The organism is Clostridium caldaquaticum, from assembly GCF_023806125.1.
Classification (GTDB): domain Bacteria; phylum Bacillota; class Clostridia; order Clostridiales; family Clostridiaceae; genus Clostridium_AT; species Clostridium_AT caldaquaticum.
The window spans coordinates 1-23,258 of the sequence record NZ_JAMSKT010000004.1 but is presented as its reverse complement, the minus strand read 5'-3'; the positions used below and the strand labels follow the sequence as shown (position 1 = coordinate 23,258).

Sequence of the window (23,258 nt, the reverse complement as noted above, 5' to 3'; positions counted from 1 at the left end):
TTGTGGATGAAATTATGAAAACAAGAAAATTATCTATAACAGCGCTTTTTATAGCTTTAAGTTTGATTGGAGCAAATATAAAAATAGCAGGCAGTATTGCTTTTGACTCTATGCCGGGGTTTTTAGGAGCCTTGACATTAGGACCAGTGTTTGGAGCTTTAATAGGAGCTATAGGACACTTATTAACTGCTGCAACTAGTGGATTTCCATTATCGCTGCCAGTTCACTTGATTGTTATGATAAATATGGCACTTACCATGTATATGTTTGGGGTAATCTATAAAGTTTTATCTAAAGTAAATAAATATGCTGCTCTTATAGTTTCTAATCTTGTTGGGGTAGTAATAAATGGACCGGTTTCACTGTTTATGATTATTCCTATATTAGGAAGCGGAGTGATGACTATGCTGCCAATTTTAACTTTAATTGCTTTTTTGAATATATTAATTGCGGATATAGTATATAAACTACTGCCAGAGAGTGTGAAACTATGGAAATCAGAAAAATCAGAGATTTAAGCTTAATAAAATTAGATGATGAAAAAACTATGGTCATAGCTTGTGACAGCTGTGGAGGTATAGGGGAAAAAGAGGCTGATACCTTTAAAGTTCCTCCTTTTTATGTTGGAAAGCTGACTGCTAGAGTATCTTTAATAGAAGTAATTTGTTCAGGAGCAGAAATTATAACTGTTGCTGATGCAGTCTGTAATGAAATGGAACCTACAGGAAGTGAGATTATAAGGGGGATAAAAGAAGAGTTAAAAGCAGCAGGCATTAAGGATATAGTTTTAACGGGAAGTACAGAAGAAAACATGATAACTAATGCAACGGGACTAGGGGTAACTACTATAGGTATTGTAAATACAAAAGATTTAAAGGTAAATAGAGTAATTGAAGAAGCAATTATTATATGTGTTGGATATCCTAAGGTAGGCTCAGAGATAAACTTTGTTTATGATAAAGAAATGGTTGACTATGCTGATATTTATAAGCTTTTAAATAGTCCCTTTGTTTATGAAATAGTTCCAGTAGGTTCTAAAGGCATAGTTTATGAAGCACAGCAGCTTGCTTTAAATAATAAGTTAAAGCTGCAGTTTAGTGAGAAAATCTTTATAGATATAAATAAATCAGGCGGCCCAGCTACTTGTGTTATAGCGGCAATAAAGCCGGAAGGGTTAGAAGAAATTTCAAAGCTTATTGAAAATGTAAATGTTATAGGGAGTTTAAAAGGGATTACGCATAAAGATTAAATGGAGAGGAATAGTCCTCTCTTTAATTATTTCAATTAATTGACATTTAATTATCAAAAGAAGTATAATTTAGTAAAAGTGATAATGTTTTAAGGAAATTGCCGATTTCATGAGAAGGAGTGTTATTTATGCAGTATATTTTAGATACCGCAGATGTGGATTTTATCAGAAAGGCTGTAGATTTATATCCAATAGCAGGTGTTACCACAAATCCAACTATCGTTGCTAAAGAAAAGAAAAATTTTAAAGAAATAATTCGAGGTATTAGAGAAGCTATCGGAGAAGATTTAATGATTCATGTTCAATGCTTAAGCTTAAAAGCAGAGGATATTGTTAAGGAAGCTTTATATATAAAGGAACTTGCCAAAGGAAATGTATTTGTAAAAATACCTGTAATTCCTGAAGGAATAAAGGCTATAAAGCTATTAAAAGAAAGGAATATTAAAATAACGGCAACAGCTATATTTACTCCACAGCAAGCATTAATAGCTGCTATGGCTGGAGCAGATTATGTAGCTCCATACGTAGACAGGCTTGATAACATTTCTGCAGATGGAGTAAAGGTAGTAGCTGAGATTGTAGAATTATTAAAGATAAATAACCTAGAAACAAAAGTTCTTGCAGCAAGTTTTAAAAACGTAGAACAAGTACATAAGGTTTGTCTTACAGGTGTTCAGTCTGTAACTGTAAATAAAGACTTATTTGAAAAATTAATTTATCATCCTCTTACAGAATGGAGTGTTAACACCTTTATAAGCGATTGGGAAAATCAATATGGAAAAAATAAAACTACTTTAGACTGTTAATTTATTTAGAATTGGAAATAGAGCTAGGAAGGAATGAAGATAAAAATGAATGATGTATTTTATTGTCCAGACTGCAGCAGCAAACTAGAGGTAATTTCAGGTTGCGGCTCTACAAGCTATTTTTGCAACAAATGTAAAAAACTTATTTCTAAAACAAAGATAGTACCTCATGAACAATTGGTAACGAAGATAGATGAAAAGGCAGTTAAGAAGCTTAGTAGTGAATAATAAAAAAGAGGTTACAGCATAAGTGTAAAACTTCTGCTGTAACCTCTTTTTTAAATTTGTCAACTACTATTTTTTATAAAGCATCATAGGTCTTTTAGTAAATATTTAACTTTTATGCAATAAATTTATACATTAAGTCAAAATAATTAAAGTTAAATTTTCAGAAAAATTATAAATTATTTATATAGTTTTAAAAGGATTTCAGAGTGTACTAATTTGATATTAGCTGACTTAGAAACAAACACAGAAAAGAAAACGTTTGAAGGGGGTGAAATGTGAGATTGTAGAAAAATAATAAACTTTTAAATGTTTTACTAATTTATTCTTAATTTAAAAAAATAATTTAAGGGGGAAAAAATAATGATTAATACAGAAATGACAAAGACAAAAGTTTCAAATAAATCAGAGTATAATAGAGCAAAAATCTGGCAGATAGGTTTTTTTGCTCTTAATAATACTGCAACTAATGCAGCAATGTTTGTTATGATGTATTATGCATTTTTTACACAAAACATTCTCCGCCTTGCGGCAGTAGTTGTAGGTTCAATAGCTATGAGTATGCGTATATGGGATGCAGTAACAGATCCAATTGTAGGATATTTAATGGATAAAACAAATGGAAGATTTGGGAAGTTCAGACCTTACATGTTAATAGGTAATATAATATTATTTGTAAGTGTTGTTATGATATTCAGAACGCCGGCAGGGTGGAGTATAAGTCAAAAATACTGGTACACAACTATAACATATGTAATATATGTTATAGGATATACATTTCAATGTACTGTAACAAAAGGTGCTCAGGCAGCTTTAACAAATGATCCGAGGCAGCGTCCTGTGTTTACAATGTTTGATGCATTATATAACACTATTTTATTCAGCGGAGGTACATTTTTAATAACAACAGTTATGGCACCAAAGTATCCTAAAACTATGATAGATCCTCAGCTTTGGAAGGATGTTTCATTAATTTTCATGACGTTATCTTTTGTGTTTACTATTTTAGCTATAATAGGAATATGGCAGAAGGATAGAACGGAATTCTTCGGTTTAGGTGAAAATGGAGTACAGGTAAAATTTAAGGATTATTGGGATATTTTAAAAAATAATAGACCAATACAAATGCTTGTTATTGCAGCTTCAACAGATAAATTAGCATCAACAGCTTTAAGGGGAGCACAAGTGTACTTTTTCTCTAATATTTTATTAAATTCTGCATTACAGGGAAAATTTTCTCTTGCAAGCGCTGTGCCTGTTATGATAATTACAGCTTTAGGTGTAAACTGGTCAAGAAATACAGGTATTAAAAAAGCCTTTGTTGGCGCAACCTGGGTAAGTATGCTAATGCTGTTATTAAATCTTGCTGTAACACCAATCCTCACAAAATCTTATACAGGCATAATAATACTTCTTATTTTAATGACATTGCAAGGTGGTATAATGAATATATCTGGTAATATAGTTATACCTATGATAGCAGACTGTTCAGATTATGAAACTTCAAGAAGCGGAAGATTTATACCAGGAATGATGGGAACTTTATTTTCCTTTGTTGATAAAATGATTTCATCTTTGTCGTCATTTATAATTGGAATAGTTATTGCATGGGCTGGTTATGGAACTACTGTAATAAAACCTAATACTCCTGTAAATACAAAATTTTATATAGGTATATTATTTTGCGTATATGGGCTTCCAATACTTGGACATATAGCTTCAATTATAGCAATGAAATGGTATCATCTTGATGCTGTTGAAATGGAGAAGATAAAGAAGGATATAGCACTTAGAAAAGCATCAGTAAGTAACAACGTCTAAATAAGTGTACTGGAGGATAATAAAATGAGAAAGTTAATTAATATTAACAATTCATGGAAGTTTATAAAACAAGATGAAGTAAAAGCAATAGAGAAAAATTATAATGATGAAAACTGGGAAGTTGTAAATATTCCTCATACCTGGAATGCTATTGATGGAGCAAATGGCTTTAATTATTATAAGGGTGCCTGCTGGTATAGAAAAAAGTTTATCGTTGATAATTTGTCAAAACGGAATAAAATATTTATAGAGTTTAATGGAGCTAACAGTATTACAGATGTATATGTAAATGGCAGTTATGTTGGACAGCATAGAGGAGGTTATTCTGCATTTAGATTTGACATTACTGATTTTGTTGAATTTGGAAGTGAAAATATTCTATCCGTAAAAGTAGATAATACAGTAGTAAACGATGTATATCCTCAAATGGCGGATTTTACATTTTATGGTGGAATTTATAGAGATGTAAATATTGTAGTTACTAACAATGTGCATTTTGATTTAATGGATTATGGCTCAAAAGGAATATATATAATTCAAGAAGAAGTAAGTCATGAAAAAGCTTTATTGAAAATTAAAGCTAAATTAGTAAATGATAATGAAGAAGATAAGAAAGTAAGATTTTGGGCAGATATATTTGATGCAGAAGGTAATGCTGTAACTTATGCTGCTAAAGAAGTAGTAATAGCAAAAGGCGAAATAAAAGAAACAGAAGTTTTGGTTGTTATAGAAAACCCGACACTTTGGAATGGCAGAAAAAATCCTTATATGTATAAAGCTAAACTATCTTTAGTTAGTTTTAATGATACTATAGATGAACTTACCATTCCTTTTGGAGTTAGATTTTTTAAAGTTGATGCTGAAAAAGGATTTTTCTTAAATGGTGAACATCTTCAGTTAAAGGGTGTTTCAAGACATCAGGACAGAAAAGATTTGGGATGGGCAATTACTGAAAAAGAACAAAAAGAAGATATGGAGTTAATTAAAGAAATAGGTGCAACTTCAATAAGACTTGCTCATTATCAGCATAGTCAATATTTCTATGATTTGTGTGACAAGGAAGGTATGGTTGTGTGGGCTGAAATACCATTTATTTCTGTTATGTCAAAAACAGAATTTGAGGGTATTAATGCAAAGCAGCAGATGATTGAACTTATACGACAAAACTTTAATCATCCGTCAATTATGTTCTGGGGAATTCAGAATGAAATACAAATAGGCGGAGATAAACCAGAGGCTAGAAGACTTGTTAAGGAATTAAATGAATTAACAAAAAAAGAAGATGCTACTAGATTAACTACAATGGCAAATCTTGCAGTTGTTGATGATAAGGATGAATATAACTATATAACGGATGTAGTTGGATATAACAAATATTATGGCTGGTATCAAGGTAAAGTAGAAGATATTGAAAAGTGGCTTGATGGTTTTCATGAAGTTAATCCCCATGTACCATTATGCGTATCTGAATATGGTGCAGAAGGTATAATTCAGTATCACTCTAATAACCCGAAGGTAAAAGATTATACTGAAGAATATCATGCTTTATATCATGAAAAGTCATGGAAAATTTTAGAGAAAAAACATTTCCTTTGGGGAACTTATGTATGGAATATGTTTGATTTTGGTGCAAATATAAGAGATGAAGGCGGAGTGAAAGGAAGAAATAATAAGGGATTAGTTACTTATGACAGAAAGATTAAAAAAGATGCATTTTACATGTATAAAGCGCACTGGTCAGATGAAAAATTTGTCCATATAACAAGCAAGAGGTTTGTAGACAGAGCAGAAGAAAAAATAAATGTTAAAGTTTATTCTAACTGTGATAATATAACTCTTTATGTAAATGGAAAAGAAATTCAAACTAAGACAGGTAATGATAAAATATTTATTTTTGAAAATATTGAATTGAAAGATGGAATAAATGAAATTAAAGCTGTATCTAATTGTAATAATGTTATATTAAAAGATACTGCTTTATTTAACAAAGTATATGAACCTAATATAAGCTACGAAGCTCCAGAAAAAGATAAAGGTGGACTAGTAGCAAACTGGTTTACAATGCCGGAACTTGGTGATGTGCAAATAGAGGAAATTAAAATCACTGATGATGTATATTCTACACGTTGTACAATTGCTGAAATTATGAAAAATGATGAAGCTAAGGCAGTTCTTAAAAAGTATTTAGGAAATTTTGAGGAAAAGCCTATGTTTGGAATGATGGAGTTCATGAAGATAGATATGATAGCTTCTATGGCAGAAGATTTGTTTAATGAAAAAATTATGTATATACTTAATAAAGAGCTGACAAAAATTAAAAAAGTCTAAATAAAAAATAAGAGGCTGTAATTTGTACCTTTATACAGCCTCTTATTTTTTATTACCTATTTTATTTACATATTCTCTAGGAGTTAAGGAAGTAACTTGCTTAAAAACAGTACAGAAATAATTGTGATTTTCAAAGCCAACCATTAGAGCTATGTCTGTTATTTTTGTATCGTTTTTTTCAAGGATAAATTTAGCTTCATCGATTCTTTTTCTGTTAATGAACTCAGTAATAGTCATTTTTGTTTCTTTTTTAAATTGCCTTGAAAGGTGAGAAGGATTTACATGAATATTTTCAGCTATAATATTTAAAGAAATTGGCTTATGAAAATTCAAATTAATATAATTAACAGCTTTTTTTATAACTGGACTGAAGCCTGCTGTAGACATTTTTTTTACTAAATCGCAGTATTCACAAATCATTTTTATTTTAAAGTTTTCTATTTCAGAAATGGTGGATAATCTTTCTATTAAAATAGCAAACTTATCAGATAAGTTATGAACGTATATGGGAGAAACACCGCCTTTTTCTGCTGCTATTCTTAGCATAGTATTAAAGCTATAAGTATAATTTTTTATAGCTCTTAAAGGATCATTAGGAACTCTGTGAACAGGGTTAAATTGAAAAAAATTAGCTTGTTTTAAAGCATCTACTTTGTCACCTTTTTCAACAGCTTTTAGTAGGGCTTTTTCTATTTTATATCTTATTTCTATTTCCGAAAATGTTTTTTCGATTTCCATAGATAAATTGTTATCTTCATTGATATCAAAATTTTTATTGTTTGAAAATAAAAGATTACAATCAACAAATGGATTTTTTAATATATTAATCATCATATGTCCTATATTTTTACAGTAATTTATATCCAATATGTTTAACCTGTTATAATATTCCTGAAGCTGCATTTTATAACTTAGAGGAAATCGGTTTTTTTCTATTATATTAGATATAAAATAAGTATCAGGAATGTTAGATAAAAAAGGGCCGGCAATTATAGTACCCTTATAAATGCCGCATTCAAATAAGCCTGAAGCTATATAATTAAGCCCTAAATTGTCAGTATGATAAAGACAGTCAGTGCTTAATTTGTTTTGTAAAAATTTATGAATAAAGGTAATGTTTTCTTTTTTTACAGATTGCATAAAATACAGCATTTTTGAATTCAATATTTGAAAGGAAGATTTTTCATTACAGCTTATAAATTCAACATCAAGTTTTGTTAAGTTGTTAATTAAAGCACAAATGGTGTAAAGGCTTGGGTTTATATCTTCATGTATATTGTTCATGATTTTATCTCCTGATTTTAATTTTTGTTTATAATATAGCAAATGCCTATACATCACATAAATTGTGTATAGGCAGTTTCTTAAGGCATTTTTACTTTAGTTTTATAATACCTATAGAACTTAGAAATACAATTATTAATAATATTGGAGTAACAAATTTTACAACAAAGTGATAAATATTAATCAGCGATTTATTTTTTATTATACCATTATTTGATAATTCTTTGCAAAGCTCACTTTTAGAAACAAAGTATCCAGCGAATACGGAAATAAGTAATCCGCCAACAGGTAATAGAATATTAGATGAAATATAATCAAATAAATCAAAGAATCCTTTACCTAATAAGGTAACCCCTCCAAATATACTTTCAGGGTGAACTGTTACTGCACCTATAATAAATACAACAGAAGAAATTAACAATACAGCATTAGTTCTACCCATGCCTTTTTCTTCCGTTAAAATTGCTATAGGTACTTCTAACATTGAAATCATTGCTGTTGTTGCTGCAATTGCAGCTAATAAAAAGAAAGCAATTAAAAGTAAATTACCTAAAGGCATTCTGGAAAATGCAAGAGGTATTGTCTGAAACAATAGTCCAGGTCCTCCTCCTGGTTTCATTCCAAATTCAAACACTACCGGAAAGATAGCTATTCCAGAAAGCAATGATACTATTGTATCTGAAACTGCAACTCTGGCTGATGTAGTCATCAGGTTGCTTTCTTCAGTAAAATAACTTCCGTAAGTTATCATTGTTCCCATTCCAAGGGATAGCTTAAAGAAAGCCAGACCTAAAGCTGTTAAAATGACAGGAGCATTAATTTTTGAAAAATCTACGTTAAATAGAAATTGCAGTCCTTGAGATGCTTTTGGTAAAGTAATGGCTCTTATATCACAAATTATAATTAATAAAAATAATAAAGGCATTAGTGTTTTTGTTACTCTTTCAATACCTTTTTGAACACCAGCAATAAGTATTGCAGAAACCACTGCTATTACAATAAACTGCCATAAGACAGGAGAGTATGTTCCACCTACAGTTAAACTAAATTCCTCACCTGCAGTCTTTACTGCCTCTTCAACTGGTTTTTTGGCTAGTGCTCCGAATTTGCCGGTTAATGCTTTGAATACATATGAATATACCCATCCTGCTACAGAACTGTAAAAAAACATAATAAACAGTGAAGCAGCTGCTCCCATATACCCGATTATTTTCCAGAAGGGACTTGCCTTAAGTGCGGTAAATGCACCAACTGCATTTTTTCTTGTTTTTCGGCCTATATAAAATTCAGCAACCATAACAGGTATACCAACAAGGAGAATACATATCAAATAAGTAAATACAAAAGCACCGCCGCCGCTATTACCAGTAAGATAAGGAAATTTCCATATATTACCTAGACCTACTGCTGATCCTAGCGTTGCGAAAAAAACTGCTAAGCCTGTTGAGAAGGTTTCTCTTTTCTTTTTTTCTGTCTTTTGATTAGAATTTAAGGTCATACAATTACCTCCAAAATAAGAGTTTATTTTATTGCGAAGAAATTCTTAGTCCTTTAGTAATTTAACATATTTTTTAGTATTCCACAATATAAGCAGTAAAATTATGAGAAGTTAGATAAAAAGAAAAAATCAATCCAGTAAAAGGCTTTACAGCTTACTCTACGGGATTGATTTTTTAATGTTTACTTTATAATAATTTCAGTAGTTGAACATCCTAGTCCTTCTATACTTATTTTTAATATTGCGGTACCTGACTCAGTACCAGCACGAAGGATTGCCAGTAGTCTGCCTTTGAAGGAAGTAAATTCACCTTTAGTGTAATTTTCTGTTGTTTTAGGATTTCCTGTACCAAATGCAGCAAGTGTTGCAGCTCCCTCTACTTTGGCAGTTGCTTTTATTTCAGCATTAGGAACAAGATTTCCTTCTGAATCTATAATTTCAACTACTGCAAAGCATAATGATTGTCCGTCAGCTATAAGTTCTTTTGTTTCCGGAATGATGCGAATAGCTGAAGGGTTACCAGCAGTCTTAAGTAGATTGGAGGATATTTTTTTGCCGCCAGTAAAACTTACAGCTTCTAAAGTTCCTGGTTCATAAGTTATATTAAATTTTGCGGTATAATTGTTTTCTTTGCCAGCTGGATGTTTGCCCATACTTTTTCCGTTCAGGATAAGTTCCACTTCTTCAGCTGCTGAGTAAACATCTACCTTCACAGGCTTACCTTCATAACCGTGCCAGCTCCAGGAATTATCGCATTTTGGCCAGCCCCATTTTGATACAACTTCCTTTTTGCCGTAGTTTTTTGGATTATGAGAGGCTATAAAGGTTTCGTCAGAGCCCCATACTATTTTGCGGTAAGCAAGCTGAGGACGAGGAAAGCCGCAGAGGTCGAAATCAGCACAATTTGCTAATCGCCATGGATATTCAGAATTAAATTGTGACATTATAGCTACAGTTTCATCAGGTTCAACATATTTTACTTTTCCAATACCTGCCTCTCCAATATAATCGTAGCTGGTCCATATAAAATCACCAATTACATTAGGAAAGCGTTCAACGGCATCCCAGTATTCAGCTGTATTTAATGCCATGCTTTCAGTACAACAGATGATACGGTTAGGATAAGTTTTTGAATCCTTTTCGTAACGATAAGCCAGGTAATTATATCCTGCTACATCTAACGGTGCAAGGAATGCTTCTGTAAGGTCAGCCCAGATTTTTTTGCTATATTCCGAATCTAAATTAATAATTGCTCCATTCTTTTGATATTGTTCTAACATTTCCTGGTAACATTTTGCATTATTATCATCATCAAGACCGTTAAAGAAGCTGCAGACTGAATTAATGACAGGACGGGTTGAATCAAGCTCTCGTACCCACGCTGCTAATTTGGAAGACCAATTATAGCCATCTGAAAGCCCACCGCGTTCAGTAATCTCATTTCCTGTTGACCACATAATTATGCAGGGATGATTTCTGTCACGAAGCATAAATAACTCTATATCTGATTTCCAGTTATTTTCAAAGTAAAGACTATAATCATTTGGCGTTTTATTCATAGTCCAGGAATCAAAGGCTTCGTCAATGACTAGTAATCCCAGGCGGTCACATGCATCCAGCATATCTCTAGATGGAGGATTATGAGCACAACGGATAGCATTATAACCATTTTCCTTATGTAGTTTCATCTTTCTATACTCACTGTCTTTAAATGAAGCAGCGCCAAGAATTCCATTATCATGATGAACACAGCCTCCTTTTAACTTAATTGTACGTCCGTTCAGCATAAAACCATTTTCTGTATCAACTGAAATAGTTCTTATTCCGAAGGTAGTGCTGTCACTGTCAAGAATAACAGTTTTGTCTGACAATTGAGCAGTAATTTTATAAAGGTTAGGAGAATCTATATCCCATAGGTCAGCATTTTTAACAGCTACCTTTACCTGTGCTACAGTCTTTTCACCAGCTGGTACATGTACCATTATTCTTCCAGTACCGGCTTTTAAGCCATCAGAATCTTTCTCTATGTTAATATCAATCCATAAGTTTCTATTTTCTGATGTATGATTTTCTATGGTTGTTTCCACATTAATAAAGGCTGTGCCATTAACAATGTGTAAAGTGTAAGCATAAATTCCCCAAGGTGCTATATGTATCTTAGGTGCGTATAATAGGTCTACGTGTCGGTATATGCCTGAACCCGAATACCAGCGTGAATTTGGCTGGGCTGAATTGTTGACTGTTACAGTAAGACGATTAGGTTTACCTGGTTTAATATATGGAGTCAGGTCTACATGAAATGGAGTGTAACCATAATGGTGCTTAGTTAATGTATGTCCATTTAAACCAACAGTTGTATTCATATATGCTCCGTCAAATTCTACAAGTACACGTTTTCCTATATATTCCTCAGGAATGTCAAGTGTTTTAGTGTAGGTTCCAATTCCTCCACCGTAATAACCGGTGTTTCGAGCAGCTGGTGCTTCTTTATAAGTATCTGTTTCAATAGTAAAATCATGGGGAAGATTTACTAGTCTGCCTGGTTTTTCAAACATTGCAGAAAGAACCATTCCTGATGGTTGTCCATGGCTAAAGAGCCAAGAATTATCAATGTTTTTCCTTATCATAAGCTTATGCCTCCTTTATTTATTTTTATATTGTGTAAGAAAAGTTTTTCAATGTAAATTAATTATAAGCTTTGAAAATGAAAAAAGTAATTTAAAATATTGTGATGAATGATATAATATATTGTTATATAGCTATAGATAGTAATTTATATTAATTATTATTTTAATAAATGGTATTTAAAAAAACAGAAAATTAATATATAAATGGGGGTAATCTAAGATGCTTGAAAATTCTAATTTAGAGCATGTTTCAGAGCAGTTAAAGCATAAAAGTAAATATAAAAAAGTCTCATATTATACTCCGGAAAGCATTTTAGAGAGAGAATCTAAGGATATAATATTGTCAAATATTCTATTGACATGGGCAGGCTGTTACATTAAAGCTAAAGGTCATATTGTAAATAACAGGCTGCTTAAGGATTATGTGATTGTATATTGCATCGATGGGCAGGGGTGGTTGGAATTAGAACATAAGCGTTATTCAATAAAAAGTGGTGATCTATTTGTATGTCCTCCAGGTATTATTCATTCTTATGGTGCAGATGAGAAAGAACCATGGACAAAGTATTGGATTCACTTTCGCGGTAATAATGCAGATGCATTTGCTTCTTTACTTGGCGTTACGGCTGCTTCACCCGTGATATATATTGGTGAAAATATGAAACTTCAATCTTTTTTTCAAGATGTACTTCATGTTTTGAAAGCGGGTTATACCAACAGTAATTTGATACTTGCAACTGCTTACCTTATAAGCATTTGTAGCTATATTAATCATCAGAGGATTAATAACAGGTTGACTAAGAAGAACGATATAAATATAGATAAGGTTATTAATTATATGATTGATAATTTAAATACTAATTTAAATTTAGAACAGTTATCAAAGTATACAAATATGTCAAGATACCATTTTTCTAAACTTTTTAAAGAAAAGACAGGATATAGTCCTATTGATTATTATATTCGTTTGAAGATGCAAAAGGCATGTGAGCTGTTAGAATTATCAAGCATAAAAATAGTTAATATCAGTGAAGCACTGGGTTACAATAACCAATATTATTTCTCGAATACGTTTAAACGGATTATTGGTAAATCTCCGCAAGATTATAGAAAGTTGCATTTGAAATAAAGGGAATAAGATTTATTGAAGAAAATGGACTGGTATTAGACTAATTATAAATGATATTATGAAGATAATTGAAACAGATATTTAATAGCAAATAATCTAAAGAAGCAGGTGAATACAAGTGAAAAAGTTTAATTTACACATACCTCATAATTCTATACGGTTTAAACTGATTAGCGGAGTTATAATTGTAATGATACCTTTAATTACTTTGCTTATATATAATAATTTTTATGCTATAGATGTTATTCACAATCAGGTAGCTGAGTCTAATAAAAATATGATGTCTTTATATATGGGACAGATTGATGCAGGGCTTGATAATATAGACAGTTATTTAAACAGACTTTTAGTTTCTGATCAGAATCTGCAGATTCTGCAATATACAACTGATGAAAATCAGTATAATATTGCAGAATATTCTTTAAGTGAAAGGATTTCGAAAGATGTAACACTTAGTAAAAATATTGATACCATATTTGTATACCCAACAGCAAAACAAATTTTGGTTCAGAGTTATAATAGCGGAACAACTGATTATGAACGCAGCAGTGTGAGTGATTATCTAAGTAATCTGTTTATAAGAAATAAAGACTCTGTAGAAATTTATAATAAAGGGTGGTATGTTGAGAAGATTAATGAACAATATTATTTATTCAGGATTATGAAATATGATGATATTTATGTAGGTGCCTGGGTAAGTATGAAAAAGCTTTTAATTCCTCTAAGACTTATTAATCTTGGTGAAAATGGTGCTTCACTATTGGTTAATAGTGATGGACAAGTTATGTTAAGCTCAAATAAAATAGAAGATAAGAATATAGAGTTAAACAAAAGTTTAGAAAATTATTATCTTACAGGTACAAATAATCAGTATATGGTAATTGGAGAAAAGTCGTCAAAAGGAGATTTTAGTTTAGTTGCAGTTGTGCCTAACGAAAAGATACTTGAAAAGCTTCCCCTTCTTCAGAAAATAGTTACTTATATTGCTATTACGTCGGTGCTTTTAGTACCATTATGTCTATTATTTGTAAGAAAAAATGTATTAATTCCCTTAAATAAGCTTCTTAAAGCTATGAAAAGGATAAAAAATGGTGATATAGACACACGGATAAATCCAGAAAAAACTTCAGTAGAATTTTTAACAGTAAATGAAACCTTCAATAAAATGATGGATGAAATTAAACATTTAAGGATAAGTGTATATGAAGAAAGAATAAACAAACAGAAAATAGAGCTTGAACAATTGAAGCTTCAGATTAATCCACATTTTTTTATGAATTCTCTTAATATAATTTATAATCTTGCAAAAATGAAGGATTTTAAGCTTATTCAGGAAATGACTGTCTGCCTTGTAAATTATTTTCGTTATATATTTAATACAAATTCGATGCTTGTACCTATAAAGGATGAGCTGGAACATATTCGTAATTATCTAAGAATTCAGGAAATGAGGTTTCCAAATCAGTTTACTTATAAAATTAACGTACCTTATAATCTGCTGTATATTTTTATACCTCAACTTATGATACAGACCTTTGTTGAAAATACAATTAAATATGCATTTTCCATGGAGTCAGCTATTGAATTATTAATAAATATAGATTTAATTGAAAAAGAATCAGATAAGTATATTAAAATTATTGTTAAAGATACAGGTAAAGGATTTTCACAGGAAATTTTAAAAGTGCTTAATAGCGGCAATATGGTTATAGATGATAATGGAAAACACATTGGAATTTGGAATATTAAGCGCAGGCTTGAGCTTTTATATTCTGGAGGGGCAAAAATTAAATTTTATAATGCAGATTCTCAGGGAGCAGTTGTTGAAATTATTTTGCCAAAGCTTTAGAAAGGAACTGGTAAATATGATTAATTTAATGATAGTAGATGATGAAATTATTGCTGTAAAAGGTATTGAATATGATATCAATAAGGACAAGCTTGGAATTTCAGAGCTTTTTACAGCTTTTAATATTAATCAGGCAAAAGACGTTTTAAAGAAAAATAAAGTTCATATAATACTTTGCGATATAGAAATGCCTCAAGGCAGCGGTTTAGAGCTTATAGAATGGGTAAGGGAGCATTATCCTCATATAGAATGTATTTTTCTTACCTGCCATGCTCGGTTTGATTATGCAAGACAGGCTGTTGAGCTGGGAAGTTTTGATTATCTTTTAAAGCCTGTTACGTCTTTTAAGTTAGAATCCGTACTTTTAAAGGCAATTGATAAAATAAATAAGAGCAGTGAACTTGAAAAGTACAGCAGGCTTGGAAAAAATTTGTCAAAGTATCAGCCTTTGCTTGTAGAACGTTTTTGGCTGGATATTTTAAATTGTGATATTCCTTCAAAAGAAAAGTTTATTAAAGAAGCTGCCATAGAGAGAAATATTTCTTACAATGAAAAATGGAAGTATATTCCTATATTAATACAGGTTCAGAAGTGGAACAAAGAACTTAGTACAGAAGATGAGAGGCTTATGGAATTTGCACTGAAAAAAACTGGTGAAGAGATGCTTATAAAAGATGGTATCAGCGGCTCATTAGTGCAGCTAAGCAATGAAACTTTAGTAGCAATACTTACAGGTGAGGATAATGAAATTTTGGAATATGAGCTTATTAAACATGATTGTGAAGCTTACATTTCAGTCTGCAATGAGTATTTTAAGTGTGATTTGTGCTGCTATATTGGCAGTAAAGTCTATGCTTGTGACATTATAAAAGTATTTGCTTCACTCTATGAAATGGATAAAAACAATGTAACTTTAATGAATAAAGTATTTATATTAGGCAGAAATGCGGAAGCTTCAAATACAGCTGTATTACCAGATATGACGGTATTAACAGTTATTCTTAGCGAAGGCTCAAAAGCAAAGTTACTTGCAGAGATAAGTAATTATTTTCGTAATATGGAAGAAAAAAAGCAGCTCTCTGCAAGTGTACTTTTGCAATTTCAACAGGATTTTCTGCAAATGATTCATTCATTATTAAAGCAAAAAGGAATACATGCTCATCAGCTTCTAAATGACAGCCTTTATTATCAATTATCTTCAAAGGCTCCACGTTCTGTTGAAAATCTTTTAAGGTGGGTTGATTATATTTCTTCTAAGGTAATGAGTAATAAAACATCTAAAGAAGAGTCTGAATCTGTGGTTGAAAAGGCAAAAAAGTTTATAAGAATGAATATTTGTGAAGAATTATCACGGGAAGAAGTAGCAAATCATGTTTTTCTAAACCCTGATTATTTAAATAGAATATTTAAGAAAGAAACAGGAATGTCAATATCTGAATTTATGATGCAGGAAAAATTTAAGATTTCAAAGGAGCTTCTTTTAAAGACAGATATGCCAGTTAGTGCTATTGCTGCAAAGGTTGGTTATAGTAATTTTTCTCACTTTGCAAAAATGTTTAAAAAATATGCAGATATGAACCCGGCTGATTTCAGACAAAAGCATCTTGCAGAGGAATTATATAAAAATCAGTAAAAGTCGTAAAATCGTCATCTAAAAGTCGTAACTTGAGCAGTAAACGTTACAGTTTACTTATATAATTAAACCATCTTAAGCGTTTACACTTAAGAAAATATGTTTTTTAGGGGGATAAATATGAATAAAAAGAAACTTGGTTTGTTAGCATTAACCATGTCTGTAATGATGTCCTTTGCAGCCTGCAGTTCTAAAACTGCTGCACCAAAATCAACTGAAAATTCAGGCAAAACCTCAGAAGCAACTTATGAAGCAACTATGGCTTATATTCAATTTGGTAATACACCAGCTGATTTGCAGCTTGTACAGGATGAGGTTAACAAAATTACAGTACCGAAAATAAATGTTAAAGTTAAATTAATGCCTATAAGTATGACACAGTATACTCAGCAGTTAAACCTTATGCTTTCAGGAAGCGAAAAGCTTGATTTAGTATCAGTATTTAATGATTTTTATTCAGGTCTTATAGCTAAGGGACAATTACTGCCATTAGATGATTTATTGAATAAATATGGTTCTGGTATAAAATCAGTTATATCAGCTGATTACTTAAAAGCTACGACGTTCAATGGAAAGATATATGGTGTTACAAGTTCGTATGATATTTCCAAACCAATTGGAATTGTTCTTAAAAAAGATCTTGTAGATAAGTATAATATTGATATGACTAAGGTTAAAACAATGCAGGACTTAGAAACTGTGCTCCAGACAATTCACGAAAAAGAGCCAAATACACCTCTATTATCAAAACCACTTGCTGGTACTTATGGAGCATTAGGGTTTTACACTGACTATGTAGATCCTCTAACAGACGGAAATACTGGAGTACTTATGTCTAAAGATAATTTAAAGGTTGTAAATTATTATGAAACAGAAGAATACGCTAATTTAGTAAAACTTATGAGAAAATGGTATCAGGCAGGATACATTAAAAAGGATATAGCAACAAGCAAGGATGAAGGCTGGGCTGATATGAAAGCAGGAAAAGCAAGCGGAATGCTTTCTACAGTTAATGTATATGGTGAATATACAGATTCCATTTCTCATGGAGTGCAGGTAGTTGAGCAGGCAATTTCTCCAGCTTATCTTACTACTACAAGCATCAGCGGACATATGTGGTCTATTGCACGTAATTCTGAAAAACCAGAGAAGGCTATGCAGCTTTTGGATTTATTATATACAAATGCAGAGCTTAACAACCTTCTTATTTACGGAATTGAAGGAAAGCACTATGTTAAAACTTCAGAAGCTAACGTTATAGATTATCCACAAGGGGTTACTGCTACGACAGTCGGTTACAGCGGTTTAAACTGGCAGTTCCAAAATATGTCTATTGCTTATATTCAAAAGGGAACACCTGCAGATTACTGGACTAAGGTTAAAGAGGCAAATGCTAAAATGATAAAATCACCAGCTCTTGGTTTTGCTTTTGATCCTGCTCCTGTTAAGACAGAAGTTGCAGCGGTTACAAATGTAATAAACCAGTATAAAGTTCCGCTAGAATCTGGTACTGTTGATCCAGAAAAGGTATTACCAGAGTTTATTTCAAAGCTTAAAGCTGCAGGTATGGATAAAATCATAGCTGAAAAGCAAAAACAGCTTGATACTTGGGCACAAGCTAACAAAAAATAAATTACAGAAATTTTAGACTCAATCGGCTATGCTGGTTGAGTCATTTACTATGTGATTTAAACAAGTCGGAAAATCATCATTAGCATGTCGTAAACTGGGCAGAGGATAAAGTTAAAATTAACTATACTAAAAATATAGTGAGAAAGATAAAAATAAATCTGTATAGGAGGAGAAACATGTTACAAACAGCAGCTAAAACGAAAGTAAAAAAAGATACTAAATTAAGAAGCATTAAACGTTATATTCCCCTTTTTATAATGATGATTCCAGGACTTATATATTTAATTATTAATAATTATCTGCCTATGTTTGGATTGATTATTGCCTTTAAAAATATCGATTACAGCAAGGGGATTTTAGGAAGTGAATGGGCTGGGCTTAAAAACTTCGAGTATCTGTTTAAAAGTACAGATGCATGGATAATTACAAGAAACACAGTGCTTTATAATGCAGCATTTATAATTATTGGTACTATATCAGCAATTATGGTAGCTATAATATTAAATGAAATTAAAAGCAAGTTTCTATCTAGACTTTATCAGACAGTAATTTTACTGCCGTTTTTGATGTCTATGGTTATAGTAAGCTATCTGGTTTATGCAGCTTTAAGTACAGATACAGGATTTATTAATAAAACAATACTGCCTATGCTTAAAATAGAGCCTATATCCTGGTATAGTGAAGCAAAATACTGGCCTGTAATTTTAACAGTTGTTCATTTATGGAAAAATATCGGGTTTTCTTGCATTATATATCTGGCTTCTATTGTTGGTATAGATGGTGAGTATTATGAGGCGGCAACTCTTGATGGTGCTACTAAATGGCAGCAGATAATTCATATAACTATACCGCTTATTAAGCCGGTAATAATAATGACTGTTATACTCGCAATCGGAAGAATTTTCAACTCAGACTTTGGTCTATTTTATCAGGTTCCTATGGACTCAGGAGCTATATATGAAACAACAAACACAATAGATACTTATGTATATAGAGGGCTTTTAAAGATGGGTGATGTTGGTATGTCCTCTGCAGCAAACCTGTATCAGTCTGTAGTAGGATTTATACTTGTTATTCTATCTAACGCTGTAATAAGAAAAGTCAGCAGAGAAGACGCAATGTTCTAGGAGGAAGGATAGTTATGGTAATTACTAAGGAAACAAAAAGGGCTCAGGTTATATTAAATATTATTATGATTTTTATAGGCTTAGCTGCAGTTATTCCATTTATACTGCTTATCGTATCATCCTTTACAGATGATATTACCATATTACAAAATGGTTATTCCTTTTTTCCGAAAAAAACAAGCCTTAAGGCTTATAAGTATCTGATAGATAATTCTTCAATGATTACTCATGCTTATGGAATAACGATATTAGTAACATTTGTTGGTACTGTTTTTAGTTTAATTATAACTTCACTTCTGGCATATCCGATATCACGTAAGGATTTGCCATATAGAAAGTTCTTTACTGTTATTGTTGTAATAACTCTTTTATTTAACGGAGGATTAGTTCCTACTTATTTAATTTACACTGAAATCTTTCATATTAAAAACACCATTTGGGCATTACTGGTACCTAGTCTTTTAATGAACGGTTTCAATATTATGCTGGTAAGAACTTATTATATTACAAGCATTCCTGATGCACTTATTGAATCAGCCAAAATTGATGGTGCAGGAGAATTTACAATTTTTTATAAAATAGTTCTTCCGCTTTCATTACCAATACTTGCAACAATAGGGTTAATGACAGGGATTATGTATTGGAATGACTGGAACAACGGATTAATTTATATTAATAAGGACAGCTTATTCAGCATACAGCTTTTATTAAATCGTATGATTGGAGATATTCAATATTTAGCAACAAATGCAAACAAGCTTGGCGGTGTAGTTGATACATCAAATCTTCCTACAGAAACAATAAGAATGGCTATAGCTGTTATCGGTATACTTCCAATACTTGCTGCATATCCTTTTTTCCAGAAATATTTTGTAAAAGGAATTACACTTGGGGCAGTTAAAGGTTAATAAGGATTATTTTAAAAACATTAAATGGGGCAGGCAGTAATGTCTGTCCTATTGCTGAATAGGAGTGAAAACATGAGTTTAATAAACAAAGAAAAGCAAACGTTTAGTAATCCAATTCTCCCTGGTTTTTATCCAGATCCTTCAATATGCAGAGTTAACGAGGACTACTATATGGTTACCTCATCTTTTGCATATTTTCCAGGAGTGCCTATATTTCACAGTAAAGATCTTGTAAACTGGGAGCAGATAGGTCATGTTCTAGACAGACAATCTCAATTGGATTTAGATGGTGCAGGCATATCAGGTGGAATATTTGCACCAACTATTCGCTATTACAAAAGAACATTTTATCTAATTACTACAAATATAACAAATGGTGGAAACTTTATAGTAACATCTGAAAATCCGGCAGGTCCATGGTCAGAGCCATACTGGCTTAAGAATGCTCCAGGAATTGATCCATCACTATTCTTTGACGAAGATGGCAGAGTTTACTATACAGGAACAAGACCAGCTGAAGATGCAAAGTATTTTGGTGATCATGAAATATGGTGTCAGGAATTAGACTTAAAAACAATGACTTTGATTGGAGAAAGACATGGTCTTTGGAGAGGTGCACTTAAAAATGCACATTGCCCAGAAGGCCCTCACTTGTATAAAATTAATGGTTATTATTATCTGTTGATTGCAGAAGGAGGTACAGAACACTACCATGCTGTAACTATTGCAAGAAGTAAGAATGTTTTCGGGCCTTATGAAGGTAATCCAGGAAATCCTATTCTAACTCACAGGCATCTTGGCAAAAAACATCCAATTTCAAATCCAGGACATGGGGATTTGGTAGAAACCCAAAATGGAGAGTGGTGGATGGTAGCTCTTGCTTCTCGCCCATATGGAGGATACTTTAAAAACCTTGGAAGAGAAACTTTTTTAATACCAGTAGAGTGGGAAGATGGATGGCCAATAGTAAGTCCTGGGACTGGAAAAGTTGAGAGCAGTTATAAAGTTCCTGATTTACCGGTTTTTTCAGTAAAGAAAGCTGAAATACGTGATGATTTTGATAAAGAAATTTTAAGTTATATATGGAATGGAATTCGTACACCAAGGGAAGAATTCTACAGCCTTACAGAAAGACCTGGTTTTTTAAGATTAAAGTTAAGGCCTCAAACTTTAGTTGATACGCTTAAGATGCCATCTTTTGACTTTCAATATGTAGAAAAAGAAAATTTTATCATAGACTGTCCTAGCTTTATCGGGAGGCGTCAGCAGCACATGAATTTTATAGCTTGTGTTAAGATGGAATTTAATCCACAGAAAGATTATGAGACTGCAGGACTTGTTTTAATTCAGAATAATAACTTTCAGTATAGATTTGAATATTCCATTGTAGATGGTCAGAAAGTTATAAGATTAATAAAGTGTATTTCAAAAACTGATATTAACTTTGCGTTAAAAACCTTTAATTCAGAAAATATTGAAAGGAAGCTTGCTCAAGCAGCTTTTGATTCTGAAGTAATATACTTAAAGGTAAGCGCAGATGGACAGGATTACAATTTCTACTATGGGGATTCATTAGAAAATATGAAACTTCTTATAGGCAATGTGGATGGAAGAATATTAAGTCCAGATATGGCTGGAGGTTTTGTAGGAACATATATCGGCATGTTTGCCAGCAGCAATGGAAAGTTTAGCAGTAATTATGCTGATTTTGATTGGTTTGAATATAAAGGAGGAATAGTAAAATGAAAAGATTTCCAGAAAATTTTTTATGGGGAACTGCAACGTCAGCTCATCAGGTAGAGGGTAATAATATAAATTCAGATGTATGGGCGGAGGAATATTCAGATGGGTCGCCTTATGCAGACAAATCAGGAGATGCAGTTGATCATTACAGACTCTACCGTGAAGATATTAAGCTTATGGCTGAACTTGGTTTAAAGGTATACAGGTTTTCAATAGAGTGGGCAAGAATAGAGCCAGAAGCAGGTTATTATTCAAAGTCAGAAATAGAGCATTATAAAGATGTTTTGAAGGTTTGTTATGACAACGGAATAATTCCAATGGTAACAATGCATCACTTTACATCACCACGATGGCTTATGAGATTTGGAGGCTGGTCAAATCCACAAACAGCTGACAGGTTTGCAAAATATTGTGAAGTTGTTTTTAAGGAACTTGGAAGTCTCATTCCTTATGCTTTGACTATGAATGAAGTAAATCTTCCTGTTATGCTTCATGAGCTATTTGTTAATTTTAATTTTAAACCTCCTGTAGGTATAGAAGCAAAGACTTGGACTGCTCCAGAATGGAGACAGTCTGCTGCCAGAAGCTGCGGTGCTGCTATAGATAAGTATTTTACTTTCCACATGGCATCAGATGAAGCAGCAATAAATATTATAAAAGATGCACATCGTAAGGCAAAAGAAGTAATTAAAAGAATCAGTCCTGATACAAAGGTTGGATTAACTTTGGCACTTCCAGATGTACAGTCTATTGAAGGCGGAGAAGCGCTGGCTGATAAAGTATGGCTAAAATATTTCAGGCAATATTTAGATGCAATTAAAGAAGATGATTTTATTGGTATACAGAATTATACAAGAGAAGTATATGGACCAAATGGACAGGTTCCCCTTGCTGAAGAAACAGAAGTAACAGAATGCGGTTATGAATATTATCCAGAAGGACTTGCTGGTGTAATAAGGAAGGTAGCAGGAGAACTAAATATACCAATAATAGTAACTGAAAACGGAATTGCAACACAAAATGATGAAAGACGAGTTGAGTTTATTAAAAGGGCTGTGGAAGGAGTTTATTTCTGTATTGCTGATGGAATTGATGTTCAAGGTTATCTGTACTGGAGTACATTTGATAATTTTGAGTGGACTTTTGGATATAATATGCACTTTGGAGTTATAGGAGTAGACCGTTTAACTCAAAAAAGAATTGTAAAGGATAGTGCACGGTTTCTCGGAAACCTTGCGCAAAATAATGGACTACAAGATTATAATTAAAAAAGCAGTAAATTTTAAAATAGTTAGGAGAATAACTTGAAAATGAAAACCATAAATGAAGGCACACAAATAAGACCCATTCCTTTTGTTCGAAAAAAAGAGGATCTCTTATAGGATCTATACAAAATAGC

At 32.1% G+C, this 23,258-nt stretch carries 17 protein-coding genes; 14 read left to right on the top strand and 3 right to left on the bottom strand.

The window, feature by feature from the left end; all coding sequences use genetic code 11:
• Positions 1 to 14 precede the first annotated feature (14 nt).
• The 6 genes from M2651_RS03320 to M2651_RS03295 all read left to right on the top strand — a co-directional run bounded on the left by M2651_RS03320 (position 15) and on the right by M2651_RS03295 (position 6,429).
• Complete coding sequence (locus tag M2651_RS03320) at positions 15 to 518, top strand: ECF transporter S component (protein WP_252130923.1); 504 nt, start codon at positions 15 to 17, stop codon at positions 516 to 518.
• A complete protein-coding gene (locus tag M2651_RS03315; protein ID WP_252130922.1) occupies positions 491 to 1,249 on the top strand; it encodes an AIR synthase related protein in 759 nt (252 codons plus the stop codon). Before M2651_RS03320 ends, M2651_RS03315 begins: the two co-directional genes overlap by 28 nt.
• A gap of 128 nt (positions 1,250 to 1,377) precedes the next feature.
• Positions 1,378 to 2,055: a fructose-6-phosphate aldolase gene (locus M2651_RS03310; protein WP_252130921.1), complete on the top strand. Its 678-nt coding sequence runs from the start codon at positions 1,378 to 1,380 to the stop codon at positions 2,053 to 2,055.
• Between the two features lie 33 nt (positions 2,056 to 2,088).
• On the top strand, positions 2,089 to 2,283 hold the full coding sequence (locus M2651_RS03305; protein ID WP_252130920.1) for a YfgJ family double zinc ribbon protein: 195 nt from the start codon (positions 2,089 to 2,091) through the stop codon (positions 2,281 to 2,283).
• A gap of 360 nt (positions 2,284 to 2,643) precedes the next feature.
• Positions 2,644 to 4,101 carry an MFS transporter gene (locus M2651_RS03300; RefSeq protein WP_252130919.1) on the top strand — a complete coding sequence of 486 codons (1,458 nt, stop codon included), beginning with the start codon at positions 2,644 to 2,646 and terminating at the stop codon, positions 4,099 to 4,101.
• 24 nt (positions 4,102 to 4,125) lie between these two features.
• A complete protein-coding gene (locus tag M2651_RS03295) occupies positions 4,126 to 6,429 on the top strand; it encodes a glycoside hydrolase family 2 protein (protein ID WP_252130918.1) in 2,304 nt (767 codons plus the stop codon).
• A 42-nt stretch (positions 6,430 to 6,471) separates the two neighbouring features.
• On the opposite strand, the gene M2651_RS03290 is transcribed toward M2651_RS03295, so the two are convergent.
• From M2651_RS03290 to M2651_RS03280, 3 genes are all read right to left on the bottom strand, one after another.
• Complete coding sequence (locus M2651_RS03290) at positions 6,472 to 7,713, bottom strand: AraC family transcriptional regulator (protein ID WP_252130917.1); 1,242 nt, start codon at positions 7,711 to 7,713, stop codon at positions 6,472 to 6,474.
• Positions 7,714 to 7,804: 91 nt separating this feature from the next.
• On the bottom strand, positions 7,805 to 9,211 hold the full coding sequence (locus tag M2651_RS03285) for a sodium-dependent transporter (protein WP_252130916.1): 1,407 nt from the start codon (positions 9,209 to 9,211) through the stop codon (positions 7,805 to 7,807).
• Between the two features lie 182 nt (positions 9,212 to 9,393).
• On the bottom strand, positions 9,394 to 11,838 hold the full coding sequence (locus M2651_RS03280; RefSeq protein ID WP_252130915.1) for a glycoside hydrolase family 2 TIM barrel-domain containing protein: 2,445 nt from the start codon (positions 11,836 to 11,838) through the stop codon (positions 9,394 to 9,396).
• Between the two features lie 220 nt (positions 11,839 to 12,058).
• On the opposite strand from M2651_RS03280, the gene M2651_RS03275 reads away from it, so the two are divergent.
• The 8 genes from M2651_RS03275 to M2651_RS03240 all read left to right on the top strand — a co-directional run bounded on the left by M2651_RS03275 (position 12,059) and on the right by M2651_RS03240 (position 23,127).
• The gene (locus M2651_RS03275; RefSeq protein ID WP_252130914.1) at positions 12,059 to 12,967 is read left to right on the top strand and encodes an AraC family transcriptional regulator; all 909 of its coding nucleotides are present in this window, start codon (positions 12,059 to 12,061) and stop codon (positions 12,965 to 12,967) included.
• Between the two features lie 118 nt (positions 12,968 to 13,085).
• A complete protein-coding gene (locus M2651_RS14410) occupies positions 13,086 to 14,816 on the top strand; it encodes a sensor histidine kinase (protein WP_252130913.1) in 1,731 nt (576 codons plus the stop codon).
• Positions 14,791 to 16,449, top strand: coding sequence for a response regulator transcription factor (locus M2651_RS03265; RefSeq protein WP_252130912.1), 1,659 nt, complete (start codon positions 14,791 to 14,793; stop codon positions 16,447 to 16,449). The genes M2651_RS14410 and M2651_RS03265 overlap by 26 nt, the downstream gene beginning before the upstream one ends.
• A gap of 120 nt (positions 16,450 to 16,569) precedes the next feature.
• Positions 16,570 to 18,081 (top strand): ABC transporter substrate-binding protein, encoded by a 1,512-nt coding sequence (locus M2651_RS03260; RefSeq protein ID WP_252130911.1) that lies wholly within the window; start codon positions 16,570 to 16,572, stop codon positions 18,079 to 18,081.
• Between the two features lie 176 nt (positions 18,082 to 18,257).
• Positions 18,258 to 19,208 carry an ABC transporter permease gene (locus M2651_RS03255; protein ID WP_252130910.1) on the top strand — a complete coding sequence of 317 codons (951 nt, stop codon included), beginning with the start codon at positions 18,258 to 18,260 and terminating at the stop codon, positions 19,206 to 19,208.
• A gap of 14 nt (positions 19,209 to 19,222) precedes the next feature.
• On the top strand, positions 19,223 to 20,116 hold the full coding sequence (locus M2651_RS03250; protein WP_252130909.1) for a carbohydrate ABC transporter permease: 894 nt from the start codon (positions 19,223 to 19,225) through the stop codon (positions 20,114 to 20,116).
• Between the two features lie 72 nt (positions 20,117 to 20,188).
• Positions 20,189 to 21,862 carry a glycoside hydrolase family 43 protein gene (locus M2651_RS03245; RefSeq protein ID WP_252130908.1) on the top strand — a complete coding sequence of 558 codons (1,674 nt, stop codon included), beginning with the start codon at positions 20,189 to 20,191 and terminating at the stop codon, positions 21,860 to 21,862.
• A complete protein-coding gene (locus M2651_RS03240) occupies positions 21,859 to 23,127 on the top strand; it encodes a glycoside hydrolase family 1 protein (RefSeq protein ID WP_252130907.1) in 1,269 nt (422 codons plus the stop codon). Before M2651_RS03245 ends, M2651_RS03240 begins: the two co-directional genes overlap by 4 nt.
• Positions 23,128 to 23,258 lie beyond the last annotated feature (131 nt).

Excerpts from the sequence above, each read along its gene's own strand:
- M2651_RS03320 (WP_252130923.1), top strand. The coding sequence starts at position 15 with ATGAAAACAAGAAAATTATCTATAACAGCGCTTTTTATAGCTTTAAGT.
- M2651_RS03315 (WP_252130922.1), top strand. The coding sequence starts at position 491 with ATGGAAATCAGAAAAATCAGAGATTTAAGCTTAATAAAATTAGATGAT.
- M2651_RS03310 (WP_252130921.1), top strand. The coding sequence starts at position 1,378 with ATGCAGTATATTTTAGATACCGCAGATGTGGATTTTATCAGAAAGGCT.
- M2651_RS03305 (WP_252130920.1), top strand. The coding sequence starts at position 2,089 with ATGAAGATAAAAATGAATGATGTATTTTATTGTCCAGACTGCAGCAGC.
- M2651_RS03300 (WP_252130919.1), top strand. The coding sequence starts at position 2,644 with ATGATTAATACAGAAATGACAAAGACAAAAGTTTCAAATAAATCAGAG.
- M2651_RS03295 (WP_252130918.1), top strand. The coding sequence starts at position 4,126 with ATGAGAAAGTTAATTAATATTAACAATTCATGGAAGTTTATAAAACAA.
- M2651_RS03290 (WP_252130917.1), bottom strand. The coding sequence starts at position 7,713 with ATGAACAATATACATGAAGATATAAACCCAAGCCTTTACACCATTTGT.
- M2651_RS03285 (WP_252130916.1), bottom strand. The coding sequence starts at position 9,211 with ATGACCTTAAATTCTAATCAAAAGACAGAAAAAAAGAAAAGAGAAACC.
- M2651_RS03280 (WP_252130915.1), bottom strand. The coding sequence starts at position 11,838 with ATGATAAGGAAAAACATTGATAATTCTTGGCTCTTTAGCCATGGACAA.
- M2651_RS03275 (WP_252130914.1), top strand. The coding sequence starts at position 12,059 with ATGCTTGAAAATTCTAATTTAGAGCATGTTTCAGAGCAGTTAAAGCAT.
- M2651_RS03260 (WP_252130911.1), top strand. The coding sequence starts at position 16,570 with ATGAATAAAAAGAAACTTGGTTTGTTAGCATTAACCATGTCTGTAATG.
- M2651_RS03255 (WP_252130910.1), top strand. The coding sequence starts at position 18,258 with ATGTTACAAACAGCAGCTAAAACGAAAGTAAAAAAAGATACTAAATTA.
- M2651_RS03250 (WP_252130909.1), top strand. The coding sequence starts at position 19,223 with ATGGTAATTACTAAGGAAACAAAAAGGGCTCAGGTTATATTAAATATT.
- M2651_RS03245 (WP_252130908.1), top strand. The coding sequence starts at position 20,189 with ATGAGTTTAATAAACAAAGAAAAGCAAACGTTTAGTAATCCAATTCTC.
- M2651_RS03240 (WP_252130907.1), top strand. The coding sequence starts at position 21,859 with ATGAAAAGATTTCCAGAAAATTTTTTATGGGGAACTGCAACGTCAGCT.